Source organism: Streptomyces sp. MGP-BFMKR1, assembly GCF_057766585.1.
The window spans coordinates 7,815,843-7,828,564 of the sequence record NZ_CM173408.1; the positions used below are offsets into that span (position 1 = coordinate 7,815,843).

Annotated in this window: 10 protein-coding genes; 4 read left to right on the top strand and 6 right to left on the bottom strand. The window is 72.7% G+C overall.

Features of this window, described 5'->3' with window-relative positions; all coding sequences use genetic code 11:
* The first annotated feature begins 28 nt into the window (after positions 1–28).
* From AC3CHW_RS31330 to fabG, 4 genes are all read left to right on the top strand, one after another.
* Positions 29–1,294, top strand: coding sequence for a hydroxymethylglutaryl-CoA synthase family protein (locus tag AC3CHW_RS31330; RefSeq protein ID WP_387597515.1), 1,266 nt, complete (start codon positions 29–31; stop codon positions 1,292–1,294).
* Entirely contained in the window at positions 1,291–2,052 is a 762-nt protein-coding gene (locus AC3CHW_RS31335) for a polyketide synthase (protein ID WP_459249778.1), read from the top strand. Before AC3CHW_RS31330 ends, AC3CHW_RS31335 begins: the two co-directional genes overlap by 4 nt.
* Before the next feature lie 96 nt (positions 2,053–2,148).
* Positions 2,149–2,391, top strand: coding sequence for an acyl carrier protein (locus AC3CHW_RS31340; RefSeq protein WP_398608986.1), 243 nt, complete (start codon positions 2,149–2,151; stop codon positions 2,389–2,391).
* Positions 2,388–3,155, top strand: a complete 768-nt coding sequence (fabG, locus tag AC3CHW_RS31345) for a 3-oxoacyl-[acyl-carrier-protein] reductase (protein WP_488468714.1) — start codon at positions 2,388–2,390, stop codon at positions 3,153–3,155. The genes AC3CHW_RS31340 and fabG overlap by 4 nt, the downstream gene beginning before the upstream one ends.
* 59 nt (positions 3,156–3,214) lie before the next feature.
* Here fabG and AC3CHW_RS31350 read toward each other — a convergent pair whose 3' ends face one another.
* From AC3CHW_RS31350 to AC3CHW_RS31375, 6 genes are all read right to left on the bottom strand, one after another.
* Positions 3,215–4,126 (bottom strand): universal stress protein, encoded by a 912-nt coding sequence (locus AC3CHW_RS31350; RefSeq protein WP_398608984.1) that lies wholly within the window; start codon positions 4,124–4,126, stop codon positions 3,215–3,217.
* Positions 4,127–4,284: 158 nt separating this feature from the next.
* On the bottom strand, positions 4,285–5,865 hold the full coding sequence (locus AC3CHW_RS31355; RefSeq protein ID WP_488468715.1) for a S41 family peptidase: 1,581 nt from the start codon (positions 5,863–5,865) through the stop codon (positions 4,285–4,287).
* Positions 5,862–7,415 carry an amidohydrolase family protein gene (locus AC3CHW_RS31360; RefSeq protein ID WP_488468716.1) on the bottom strand — a complete coding sequence of 518 codons (1,554 nt, stop codon included), beginning with the start codon at positions 7,413–7,415 and terminating at the stop codon, positions 5,862–5,864. Before AC3CHW_RS31360 ends, AC3CHW_RS31355 begins: the two co-directional genes overlap by 4 nt.
* Positions 7,415–8,182, bottom strand: a complete 768-nt coding sequence (locus AC3CHW_RS31365; RefSeq protein ID WP_459249782.1) for a uracil-DNA glycosylase family protein — start codon at positions 8,180–8,182, stop codon at positions 7,415–7,417. The genes AC3CHW_RS31360 and AC3CHW_RS31365 overlap by 1 nt, the downstream gene beginning before the upstream one ends.
* 406 nt (positions 8,183–8,588) lie before the next feature.
* Positions 8,589–9,842: a serine hydrolase domain-containing protein gene (locus AC3CHW_RS31370; protein WP_488471229.1), complete on the bottom strand. Its 1,254-nt coding sequence runs from the start codon at positions 9,840–9,842 to the stop codon at positions 8,589–8,591.
* A gap of 301 nt (positions 9,843–10,143) precedes the next feature.
* Positions 10,144–12,570 carry an ATP-binding cassette domain-containing protein gene (locus tag AC3CHW_RS31375; RefSeq protein ID WP_488468717.1) on the bottom strand — a complete coding sequence of 809 codons (2,427 nt, stop codon included), beginning with the start codon at positions 12,568–12,570 and terminating at the stop codon, positions 10,144–10,146.
* Between the last annotated feature and the right edge of the window lie 152 nt (positions 12,571–12,722).

A 12,722-nucleotide genomic window follows, 5' to 3' on the forward strand; every position in this document is an offset into this window, starting at 1 on the left:
CGGGACCATGAACACGAGGAGAGACACTATGCAACCCCGCGCGGCCGGCATCGAGGCCATCAACTTCTACGGCGGCTCGGCCTACCTCGACGTACAGACCCTGGCCGAGTACCGGGGGTTGGACAACGAGCGGTTCGCCAACCTGCTCATGCACGAGAAGTCGGTGGCCCTGCCCTTCGAGGACCCGGTCTCCTTCGCGGTCAACGCCGCCAAGCCGATCGTGGACGCGCTCAGCCAGGAGGAGCGGGACCGCATCGAGGTCCTGATCACCTGCACCGAGTCCGGCATCGACTTCGGCAAGTCGCTCAGCACCTACGTGCACGACTACCTGGGCCTGAACCGCGGCTGCCGGTTGTTCGAGGTGAAGAACGCCTGCTACGCGGGGACCGCCGGCTTCCAGAACGCCGTCAACTTCGTCCTCTCCCAGGTCTCCCCGGGCGCCAAGGGCCTGGTGGTGACCACCGACATCTCCCGCTTCAAGGCCACCGAGGGCGGCGAGGCGCTCCAGGAGGACTGGTCGTTCGCCGAACCCAGCGGCGGCGCCGGGGCGATGGCCATCCTGGTCAGCGACACCCCGCACGTCTTCAGCGTGGACGTCGGCGCCAACGGCTACTACGGGTACGAGGTGATGGACACCTGCCGGCCCGTGCCGGACAGCGAGGCAGGTAACGCCGACCTGTCGCTCATGTCCTACCTGGACTGCTGCGAGGCGGCCTACCGCGCGTACGCCGACAAGGTCGAGGGCGTCGACTACGCCGCCACCTTCGACTACCTCTCCTTCCACACCCCCTTCGGCGGCATGGTCAAGGGCGCGCACCGCACGATGATGCGCCGCATGTGCAAGGCGAAGAACCCCGCCATCGAGGCCGACTTCGAGCGCCGCGTACTGCCCGGCCTCTCCTACTGCCAGCGGGTGGGCAACGTCTTCGGCGGCACCGTCTTCCTCAACCTGCTCGGCACCATCGCCCACGGAGACTTCAGCACACCCAAGCGGGTGGGCATCTTCTCCTATGGCTCCGGCTGCTGCTCCGAGTTCTACAGCGGCGTCGTCACCCAGGACAGTCAGGAGCGGGTGCGGGCCATGGGCACCGGCAAGGTGCTCGACGACCGGTACGAGCTGAGCATCGAGCAGTACCTGCGGCTGACCAAGGAGAACGAGGTCATCGAGTTCGGCACCCGCAACGTGGAGCTGCGACTCGACCTCATCCCCGAGGTGCTTGACACCGTCTCGGGCACGGGCCGCCTGTTCCTCAAGCGCGTCAACGAGTTCCACCGGGAGTACGAGTGGGTGTGACCGATGTCGTCACCGTGACCGAACCCCGCCCCGGGGTCGCCCAGATCACGATGGCCGACCAGGAGAACAAGAACACCTTCACCGGCGACCTGCTCGCCGGCCTCGGGCGGGCGTTCGCACAGGTTCAGGCCGACGAACGGTACAAGGCGGTCATCCTCACCGGCTACGGCAGCTTCTTCTGCTCGGGCGGCACCCGCGAGGTCCTCCTCGACATCCACGCGGGGGAGTCCACCTTCCAGGCCAAGGACGAGGGGACGCCCAACGCGTACTCGCTGCCGCTGGAATGCCCGATCCCGGTCATCTCCGCCATGCAGGGCCACGCCATCGGCGGCGGCCTGTCCATGGGCCTGTTCGCGGACTTCGTGATCTTGTCGAGGGAGAGCATCTACACCGCGAACTTCATGAAGTACGGTTTCACTCCCGGCTTCGGGTCGACCCGTGTCTTCCCCGCGAAGCTGGGCCTGGCCCTGGCCCAGGAGTTCCTGCTGACCGGCCGCACCTTCCGGGGCGCGGAGTTGGCCGAGCGGGGCGTGCCCTACCCGGTGCGGCCCCGCAAGGACGTCCTCGCGGCGGCCCTCGAACTGGCCGAGAGCCTGGCCGAGAAGCCGCGGCGCTCCCTGGTCCTGCTCAAGGAGCACCTCGTACGGGAGTTGCGCGAGCAGCTCCCCGCGGTGATCGAGCAGGAACTGGCGATGCACGAGGTCACCTTCCACCAGCCCGAGGTCAAGGAACTCCTGCTGAGCCGCTACGGCGCCTAGCCACCGCCGGTGGCACGCCAACCCGCCGCGCCAGCGGCACGTCAGCCCAGCCGCGCCAGCGGCACGCGATACGAACAGTGCGAGAGAGAAGAGAGCATGACCCAGGAAGAGATCTTCAAGGCCCTGATGTCCGTCTTCTCGGAGATCATCCCGGAGGTTGACGTGAGCGCGGCCACCCCGCAGGACAGCCTGCGCGACCTGGGCGCCAACTCGATCGACCGGGCCGACATCATCACCGAGACCATGGAGGCGGCCGGGGTCTCGCTGCCGATGGTGCAGTTCGCCGACGCGCAGAGCATCGGCGACATCGTCCGCATCATCGACGAGGCCCGCTCGTGACCACCACCCCGGACACCCACCCGAGCGGCTCACTCGGCGGGAAGGTGGCCGTCGTCACCGGCGGCTCCCGTGGCCTCGGGCGCGCCACGGTCCTGCGGCTGGCCAAGGGCGGCGCGACGGTCGCCATCGTCTACGCCAACGACGAGACGAGCGCGCGGCAGACCCTGCGGGACGCCGAGGCCCTGGGCGCCACCGCCCGGATCTACCGCTGCGACGTGGCCGACTCCGAGCAGGTCACCCAGACCGTGAAGGCCATCACGGGCGACCTGGGCCCGGTCGACATCCTGGTCAACAACGCCGGCATCATCCGGGACGGCCTCGCCGTGTCCATCAAGGACGAGGACTTCGACGCGGTCATCAACACCAGCCTCAAGGGCGCGTTCTACTTCATCAAGAGCTGCTACTTCGGCTTCATCCGCCGGCGCAGCGGCTCGATCATCAACATATCCTCGGTCGCCGGCGTCTTCGGCAGCGCGGGACAGGCCAACTACGCCTCGGCCAAGGCGGGTCTGATCGGCCTGACGAAGACGATCGCCAAGGAGCTGGGCGAGCGCAACGTGCGCTGCAACGCCGTCGCGCCCGGCCTGATCAGCACCGACATGACCGAGCACCTCCAGGACGACAACCAGCGTCTTGGACCTGTGCCCATGGGCCGCTTCGGCCGCCCGGAGGAGGTCGCCAACCTGGTCGCCTTCCTCGCCAGCGACGAGAGTTCCTACATCACCGGCCAGGTCGTGTGCGTCGACGGCGGCATGGCGATGTGACCGCGCCCCCGTGGCGGGCGAACCAGCCCGTCACGGGGCCACGCGTGTCACCCGCCCGCTCAGTCGTGCGGGACGACCGCGACCGGGCAGCGGGCGTGGTGCAGCGCCGCGTGCGCCACCGATCCGATGCGCGAGCCGATGGGGGAGCGCCGCACCCGCCGCCCGACCACCAGCAACTGGGCGCGCGCGGTCTGCGAGAGCAGCACCTGCCCGCCGCTGCCGATCTCGACGTGCTCGGCCACCGGGACCTCGGGGAACTTCTCCCGCCAGGGCGCCAGCGCCTCGGTGAGCTGCTCCCTCTCGTACGGCTCAAGGCCGCCGGCCTCGTCCGCGAGCCGCATGGAGCCGGGGGTGTACGCGTAGATGGGCGGCAGGCTCCAGGCCCGTACGGCGCGCACCGGCACCCCGCGTGCGGCGGCTGCCTCGAACGCGAAGCGCAGCACCGCGTCACTGTCCTCGGCCGAGCCCTGCTGGCCCACGACGACCTCGCCTTCCGCGGCTTCCCGGGCCGCCGTCGTCTGCGCCGGCGCGTCCGCCGACCCCTCCTTCGCGTCCTCGGGGGCGCGGACCGAGACGACCGGCCGGCTGGCGCGGGCGAGCACCTGTTGGGCGTGCGAGCCGAGCAGGAAGCCGAGCAGCGCGCCGTGCCCGCGCGAGCCGAGCACCAGCATCTGAGCCTCCTCGTTCGCCCGCACCAGGGCCGGCACGGGCTCGGCGTCCAGCACCTCGGCGACGATCGACAGGTCACGGTGGCGGGCGGCCAACCGCTGCTCGGTCTCGCGCACCAGCTCCCGCGCCCACTTGGCCTGCTCGTCGCCGCTGTTGGGCACGGGCGTCGACAGCGGCTCCCAGTGCCAGGCGTGCACCACGCGCAGCGGCAGCCCACGGCGCACCGCCTCGCCGGCCGCCCAGTCGACGGCTGCCTGGCTCTCGGGCGAGCCGTCCACTCCCACGGTGATCGGACGAGTCATGGTCGGCCTCCATAGCGTTCGGTGAACGAGGGCGGGGAAGAGCCCTCTCGATCATCAGCATCGCAAACGCCGCTGCCCGTGGGTCAGGGCCGTTAGTCCCGCTGGCCACAGGGGGTGTGATAAGGCCCCTACCACCGCCAGCTCCGCCGCCGCCGTTCTCAGTCCAGCAGGGCGACGGCCGCCGCGAGCAGGTCCTGGTTCTGCTCGGTGACGTCGCGCCGGGTCAGGTCGTGCAGCGCGTCCGCCTGCACGCCCAGGTCCTCAAGCGGCACGTCCACGTTGCCACGGGCCCGCGTGGCGCGGCGCAGCGCGACGCGGAACCCGGCGCCGCGCGGCAGGTCGCCGAGGAGTTCGGGCAGCCAGACCCGCAGCAGCTCGTGCGTCCACACGTTGGCTCCGCCGGCCCCGGTGCGGCGCGCCGTCCCCAGGACCGGCCCGAGGGCGTTGTCCTGGAAGCCGGCGGCGAAGATGTCGGCGGCCGAGTACGACAGCGCGTCGGTGATGAGCACCTTCGGGCCGGCGTAGCGCGGCAACCCGGTGGTGAGCGCCTGCGGGTCGGTCAGCGGAAACCCCTGCGAGTACACCTCGCCCGTCTCCACGGCCGCCCGGATCGAGCTGGTCCAGGTACGGAAGTCGGCGTGGGCCCGGGCGAGTGTGAGCGCGCCGCGCGTGGTCGACAACGAGAAGCTCACCGGCGCGACCGGCCGTTCGCTCAGCACCTGCAACGCGGACTCCGCGGCCGGGACGTGCCCGCCGGGGTTGCCGCGCACGTCCACGATCAGCCCCGCCGCGGGGGCGCGCGCCGCGATCTGCGCCACCTGCTCGGCGAACGAGCGCGCGCCCGGCACGTTGAACGAGAACAGCCGCAGGTACCCGTACGAGCGACCGCCCAGCCGCAGCGTGCGGTGGGCCAGCACGCCGCGCGGCGAGCGCGGGGGTGAGCGCCGCGCCCGGGGCGGGGCGAACAGGCCGCGCTTGACCTGGCGCGCGGTCTCGCTCCCGACGTCGATGCCCAGGCTCGTGCCGAGCGTGGGCACCGGGTCCTGGGCCCGCCCCGCGTACCGCTCGGCGGCGCACACGCGCCACGGGACGCGCGTCTCGCGGCGGCGCCCGCCGCGCGTGCGGTAGGCGAGCAGCACCTCGAGCTCGTCCGGCGGGGGAGCGGTGCGCAGCGGGCGCAGCGTCAGCGCCTCGAGGCCGCGGGCCAGCCGCGCGTCGAGGTGGGAGCCCGCCTGGGCGGCGGCGTTGCGCTCGACGGCCCGCTCGATCGGGACGCCGTTCCAGGACTCCAGCTCGGCGCCGACGTCGAAGCCCGCGTGCACCAGCGAACGGTCGATCTTGGAGACGATGTGGTGCGCCGCCCCCTCGGCGTCCGTGTAGCGCTCGACGAGGAAGCCCAGCGTCGCCACGTGGCCGCGGTAGGGCGCCGGGAGCTGGTAGACGGTGTGCAGGTCGCGCAGCGCCCGGAAGACGTCGGCCAACTCGGCGTGGAACTGCAACTCGCTGAGCGGCGCGAGGCGCCGCTCAAGGAGCCGCAGCCGCTGCACCGGATCGGTGGCGTGCATGGCCCGCTTGAGCGGCAGGTGTACGTACAGCTCGTCGAGCAACACCCGGGCGGCGGTCACCAGTTGGTAGCGTCCCGCGAGCGGCAGCGGGTCGGCCTCCACCCGCCGCAGGAACTCCGCGAGGCCCACCGAGTCCGGCAGCGCCCGGGCCGGTTGGCCGACCGCCCGGCTCACGGGTAGCGCTCCGCGAGGTGGCGCAGTTCGGGCACGCCGGCGCGGGCCACGGCGGCGAGGAAGGCGGCGTCGTGGGTCAGCGTGTCCAGCGGCGGGATGACCAGGCCCGAGGGCACCTCGCCGGCGGCGGCGAAGGCCCCCACGTCGCCCTCGGGCATGTCGCCGAAGAGGACCAGCGGCGCGTCCGGGTCGTCCAGCGGCCCGCCCCAGGAGGCCAGCGCGTCCTGCGCGGCGCGCCAGGCCGCCACCGGGTCGGCGCGCACCCGTTCCAGGGCGCGCCGCACCCCGGGCCAGTCCAACTGGGCGTCGGCCCGGTCCGGCTGCCGCACCGCGACCCGGCGCCGCAGGCCGGCGACCGTGATCGGGTCGGTGTGCGTGGCCCCGGCGGCGGTCATCAGCGCCGGTGTGCCGTAGAACGGCCGGCCGCGCACCAGCACCAGCCGCACGTGGCGCTCGGTCGCGTCGATCAGGTTGCGGTACGGGTCCGCGTCCGGGGCGTGGCGCGCAAGGACGAGCAGGTCGGCGGCGCTGCCCCGGGCCAGCCGCCCCACCTGTGGCCCCCAGGCCGTGGCCAGCGCGTCGCCGGGGTTGGCGGTGACCATGTCGCACAGCTCCCGGTCGCTGAACCGCCCGCCGAGCCGGTGCTGGTTGACGGCGTCGGCGACCTTGAGCTCCCCCAGCACGTGCTTGGTCCCCGACGGCGCCCAGTCGGAGCCGAGCGCGATGCGCAACCCCTTCCGGTCGGCCGCGACCACGTCCGTACTCTCGTGGTAGAGCCAGTAGTTGGAGAACGGCGACCACACGAGGGTCGCCCGCTCGGCCGGGTTGATCGCCCGCACCGCCTCCTGCCACCGCGCGAAGTCCGCGCCGGTGAGCGCGGTGCCGTGGACGCCGATCAGCCCGGGCCGCCAGCACGGCTCCAACTCCTCGAACTCTCGGCGCACGATCGAGCCGGCCCGGCCCTCCGCGACGTGGTAGATGAGCAGCCGCGTCCCGTCCAGCTTCGGCGCCCGCACCTCGCGCAACTCCTCCGCGTCGAGTTGCAGCGCCGCCGTCATCACCATGTCGCGGCCCGCCGGCAGCCGCTCGTTGTCGATGATCCGCAGCAGCCAGCCGTCCACGGGCCGCGTCGCCACCGGCGCACCCTGGATCGAGGTGGTCCCGCCGATCAGCGCCTTGACCTCGACGTACTTGATCAACGCCTCGGGCGCGGCCTGCGCGAGCACCTTCGCGGGCCAGGTGACCGTCGTGGAGTAGTCCGGCGGCCTGTCCTCGTCGACCCAGCGGTCGTGGTGCAGGTACGGTACGCCGGCCGCCTCCCACAGCGGCAGCGTGTTGTACGTCAGGTGGTTGTGCAGGTCGATGAGGCCGGGCAGGATCAGCGCGCCGGTGTCGACGCGCGGCGCCGAGGCGAACCCCGCGGGCGCGTCCTGCGCGGCGGAGCGCACCGCGGCCAGGCGGCCGTCGTCGCCGACGTACACGACGCCGGGGTCCAGGACCCGGTGGTCCTCGTCGAAGGTGACGACCGTGCCGGTGAGGACGAGCACCATCAGCGCGGCGCCTTCCAGACCAGGGTGTGCTCGTCGTCCGGCCGCGGGCGGCTGACGGCGTTGTGCGCGTCACCCGGCAGGGCGCGGACCCAGGCGTCGTCGCCGAGGAAGGCCGGCGCGCCGAACGGCAGGTCGTGGCGGGGGATGGCCGCGTAGTCGGACTCGGCGAACACCGTGCCGTAGGTGGGTCCCGTGTTGTCCCCGTCGTCGTCCGGCGTGACGATCGCGCGCAGCCGCGCGACGGCCGCGCGCCAGGACTCCAGCACCTCGTCCTCCTCGGGGTTGGACGGGTGCAGCGCGTCCACGAGCGGGACGTCGGGCCGCGGCGTCCACAGGCGTACCGCCTCCCGGGCCATGAACCCCAACACCAGGATGGCCTGGAGCGCGTCGCCCGTCGCCTGGTCGTAGACCGCGTTGCGCCACTCCCGCTGCTCCGCGTCGTCCAGCCGGTCCCGCATCGCGAGCGCCCGGCTGGGGTGGACGGCGTACGCCCACGCGTTGAGGCAGACGTAGGAACGGGTCAGGCCGAGCTTGCCGAGGAAGCCCTGCACGCGCTGGCCGGCGTCGCCGACCAGGCTGCGGCCGGCGATCCGCTCGGTGGGCCCCGGGTCCGATGCCACGACGAGCACCCGGGCCGAGCCGTCCAGCCGGCCACGGTAGAAGACCGGCCCCCAGTCGGCCCAGAACGCCGACGCGTCCGGCGGCCCGGGCACCTGGGCGAACAACCCGGCGAGCCGGGCCGTGGGCCCGCGGTCGAACTCCACCATCGCTCAGCGCCGCCGCGCTGCTCGGGCCGTGCGCGCTTGCCATTCCACGGAAGACCTCCACGCTCTCGTGCCGGCCAGCCGCGGCTGCCCGCCCCGGGCCCGCCTCCCGCGTGGCGGGGGCTGCCCGACCAGGGGGGTGGGCCGGCGACGCGTCGGCCGCTCCGGCGTCCGAGTCCATGGATCACTCCGCGGCCCGCCGCCTAAACCGCCCCACCGCCAACTGGACCAGGCACACGAACCACCCCGGCCCACCCGGCGCCCGCCGGTACCACCCCGCGGGCAGCACGCGGGCGGGGCCCGGGACGAACCATCCGTCCCGGGCCCCGCCCTGGCACAACCCCGCGTCAGCCCCGCGTCAGCGCTCACCCACCGCGGCCCGCGCCGCGCTCGGTGAGCGGGGTCAACGTCAGCGGTTCTCCGGCAGGTCCGCCTCGGCCCCGAGCGGTGCCGCGGGGCCGCGCTTCGCCGCCGACGCGGGCTGCTTGCCGCAGAACGCCGCCTCCAGACTGCCGCCGAGCGCCGTGTTGGCCGAGCCCCGGTTGGAGGTGTTCGCCATCGCCGAGAGCGTGCGCTTGCCGTCCCGGGTGGTGAACGCGTACGTGTAGAAGCCCTGCACGGTACCGGTGTGGCCGTAGACCGAGGTGCCGCACGACAGGTCGTAGCGGCGCAGCCCGAGCCCGTAGAAGCGGGTGCCCGACGCGTCGGCCGGCACCACGGTGAGCATGGCGTTCAGCGTCTTGCTCGGCAGCAGCTTGCCGCGCAGCAGGGCGGACATGAAGGTGTTCAGGTCGGCCTCGCTGGAGATCATCGCCCCCGCGGCCTGGGCCCAGGACACGGTCTGCTCGGTCGAGTCGACCAGCGGCGCGCCGTCCTCGTCCGGGTGCAGGTAGCCGCGCACGTGCTGGCCCTTGATGGCCGTGGCGGGGTGCACGTACGAGGTGTCCTTGAGCTTCAGCGGCTTGATGACGCGCCGCTCGTACTCCTTGGCCACCGGGTTCTTCGTCACCTTCTCGATGACCATCCCGACCAGCACGAAGTTGGTGTTCGAGTAGCGGTACGCGCCGCCCGGCTCGGTCGTCCTGGGCTCGCGCAGCGAGCGGTCCACCAGCTCCTTGTTGGTGAAGACCCGGTTGCGCACGGCCTCGAAGCCGGGGACGGTCTTGGCGAACATCGCGTTCGTGTAGTCCGACAGGCCGCTGCGGTGGGTGAGGAGGTGACGGACCGTGATGCGGTCGTCGGGCAGCACGCCGGGCAGGTAGCTGGTCACCGGGGCGTCCAGCTTGACCTTGCCCTCGGCCACCAGTTGCAGCAGCACGACGGAGGAGAACGTCTTGGTGACGCTGCCGATACGGAAGCGGGCGCGCGGGTCCATGGGCGCGCCCGTCTTGCGGTCCCGCACCCCCTCGGTGAGCGTCTTGGTCCCGTTCGGGCCGGTGTAGCGGGTCATGGCGCCGGGGGCTCCGGCCTTGAGGGTGTTGCGCAGGGCCTGGGTGATGGCCTTGCTGTTCGCGTCCGCCAGCGGGGGCGCGGCGGCCTTGTTCGCCGGGGCGGGCGGGGCTGACGGGGCGTAGGCGACGGCGGTCGCCGGTACGGCACTCACCACGACGGCGAGTACGGCGGCACCGAGCGTGAGGCGTCGGTCGATGGTCAGGCGCACGATTCTCCTCAACAGGATCAGGACGGGAGGCAGTTCGCGAACCCTGCGCTCCCGGGCGCTGAGCCTACTCAAGATCGACGAGCGGCGCGGTGCGTGACGCCGGCCAACGCCCGACCGCGGGCCGCCGCCCGGCCGCCGGATGGGCGCGCGTTCGGGCGCCGGTGGGCAGGCGTACGCCGTGGCGCGTCGCGGCGGGCCGGCCAGGGGGGGCCACCCGACCAACCCCGCCCGGCGAGAGGGCCGCACGGGTGGTGGGGCCCGGGTCCCTACGTTGCTCCGACCGGGCCGCCGGGCCGCCGGGCCGTCAGGCGCCGACGTACGCCGCCAGGTGCTCGCCAGTGAGGGTGGACCGGGCGGCCACCAGGTCGGCGGGTGTGCCGGCGAACACGATCCGGCCGCCGTCGTGACCGGCCCCGGGGCCGAGGTCGATGATCCAGTCGGCGTGCGCCATCACCGCCTGGTGGTGCTCGACGACGATGACCGACTTGCCGGCGTCCACGAGCCGGTCGAGCAGCCCGAGGAGCTGCTGGACGTCGGCGAGGTGCAGACCGGTGGTCGGCTCGTCGAGGACGTACACGCCGCCCTTCTCGCCCATGTGGGTGGCCAGCTTGAGCCGCTGCCGCTCGCCCCCGGACAGGGTGGTCAGCGGCTGGCCCAGGGTGAGGTAACCGAGCCCGACGTCGGCCAGCCGGCCCAGGACGCGGTGCGCGGCCGTGAGGTTCGCCCTGCCCGCGGCGTCCGCCGAGACACGTGTCCCGTCGCCGAGGAACTCCTGGGCCTCGGCCACCGACATCGCGAGCACCTCGCTGATGTCGCGACCGCCGAGCTGGTGGTCGAGCACCGACGTCTCGAACCGCCTGCCCTCGCACTCCTCGCAGACGGTGGCGACACCGGCCATCATCGCCAGGTCGGTGTAGACGACGCCGGCCCCGTTGCAGCCGGGGCAGGCGCCGGCGGAGTTGGCGCTGAAGAGGGCCGGTTGTACGCCGTTGACCTTCGCGAACGCCTTGCGGATCGGGTCGAGCAGACCGGTGTACGTCGCCGGGTTGCTCCGCCGCGAGCCACGGATCGGGGCCTGGTCGATCGACACCACACCCGCGTGGGCCGGGATCGACCCGTGCACGAGCGAACTCTTACCGGACCCGGCGACGCCGGTGACCACGGTGAGCACACCCAGCGGGATGTCGACGTCCACATCGCGCAGGTTGTGCGTGCGCGCGCCGCGGATCGGCAGCGTGCCGGTGGGCTCGCGCACCGTCTCCCTGAGGCGGGCCCGGTCGTCGAGGTGGCGACCGGTGCGGGTGTCGCTCGCCCGCAACTCCTCGAAGGTGCCCTCGAAACAGACGGTGCCGCCCGCCGCGCCCGCGCCCGGCCCGAGGTCCACGACGTGGTCGGCGATCTGGATCGCCTCCGGTTTGTGCTCCACGACGAGCACCGTGTTGCCCTTGTCCCGCAGCCGCAGCAGCAACGCGTTCATCCGCTGGACGTCGTGCGGGTGGAGGCCGATGGTGGGCTCGTCGAAGACGTAGGTCACGTCCGTGAGCGAGGAGCCGAGGTGGCGGACCATCTTGACGCGCTGCGCCTCGCCGCCCGACAGCGTGCCCGCCGACCGGTCGAGCGAGAGGTAGCCGAGGCCGATCTCCACGAACGAGTCGAGGGTGTGGCGCAGCGAGGCCAGCAGCGGCGCCACCGACGGCTTGTCCAGGCCCCGCACCCAGTCGGCCAGGTCGTTGATCTGCAGGGCGCACGCGTCGGCGATGCTGGTGCCGTCGATCCGGGACGACCTGGCCGCCTCGCTGAGCCGGGTGCCGTCGCACTCGGGGCAGGTGGCGAAGGTGACGGCCCGGTCCACGAACGCCCGGATGTGCGGCTGCATCGCCTCCCGGTCCTTGGCGAGGAGCGACTTCCGCAGCCGGGGGACCAGCCCCTCGTACGTCATGTTGATGCCCTCGATCTTCATCCTGACCGGCTCGTGGTGGAGGAGATCGTGCCGTTCCTTCTTCGTGTACCGGCGGATCGGCTTGTCCGGGTCGAAGAAGCCCGACGAGAGGTAGAGCCGGTAGCCCCAGCCGCCCGCCTTGTAGCCGGGGATGGTGAGCGCCCCCTCGGCGAGCGACCTGGAGTCGTCGTAGAGCTGGCTGACGTCGATGTCGGAGACCGCGCCGCGCCCCTCGCAGCGCGTGCACATGCCCCCGGTACGGGTGAAGGTCCGCTTGACGGTGGTGCTCTTCTCGGCGCCACGGTCCACCGTGAACGCGCCGCTGGCCCGCACCGACGCGACGTTGAAGGAGAGCGCCTGCGGCGAGCCGACGTGCGGCGTGCCGAGCCGGCTGAAGAGGATGCGCAACATGGCGTGGGCGTCGGTGGCGGTGCCGACGGTGGAGCGCGGATCGGCGCCCATCGGCCGCTGGTCGACGATGATCGCGGTGGTCAGCCCGTCGAGGACGTCCACGTCGGGCCGGCCCATCGCGGGCATGAACCCCTGCACGAAACCGCTGTACGTCTCGTTGATCATCCGCTGCGACTCCGCCGCGATGGTGGCGAACACCAACGAGCTCTTGCCCGAGCCGGAGACGCCGGTGAACACCGTCAGCCGGCGCTTCGGGATCTCCACGCTCACGTTCCTGAGGTTGTTCTCGCGGGCGCCCCGCACGCGGATCAGGTCGTGGCCGTCGGCAACGTGCGGCGCCGGCGCCGGCGACTGCGCGCGCCTCCGTCGGGTCGTGCTCATCGTCTCTCGTCTCTCCACGTGTCGTTCGGGCCCGCCCGCGCGGCCTGGCCGGCGCGCGCGGGCGGTGGGTGCCATCGGCTTCGCCGGGTGGGTGCCATCGGCCCACCGGGGGTGTCGTGGCGGGCTTCGCCCGCGCGGCGCCACCACCCATC

Coding starts and splice junctions, on each gene's coding strand:
- AC3CHW_RS31330 (WP_387597515.1), top strand. CDS start 29: ATGCAACCCCGCGCGGCCGGCATCGAGGCCATCAACTTCTACGGCGGC.
- AC3CHW_RS31360 (WP_488468716.1), bottom strand. CDS start 7,415: ATGGTGCTCGTCCTCACCGGCACGGTCGTCACCTTCGACGAGGACCAC.
- AC3CHW_RS31365 (WP_459249782.1), bottom strand. CDS start 8,182: ATGGTGGAGTTCGACCGCGGGCCCACGGCCCGGCTCGCCGGGTTGTTC.
- AC3CHW_RS31340 (WP_398608986.1), top strand. CDS start 2,149: ATGACCCAGGAAGAGATCTTCAAGGCCCTGATGTCCGTCTTCTCGGAG.
- AC3CHW_RS31375 (WP_488468717.1), bottom strand. CDS start 12,570: ATGAGCACGACCCGACGGAGGCGCGCGCAGTCGCCGGCGCCGGCGCCG.
- AC3CHW_RS31350 (WP_398608984.1), bottom strand. CDS start 4,126: ATGACTCGTCCGATCACCGTGGGAGTGGACGGCTCGCCCGAGAGCCAG.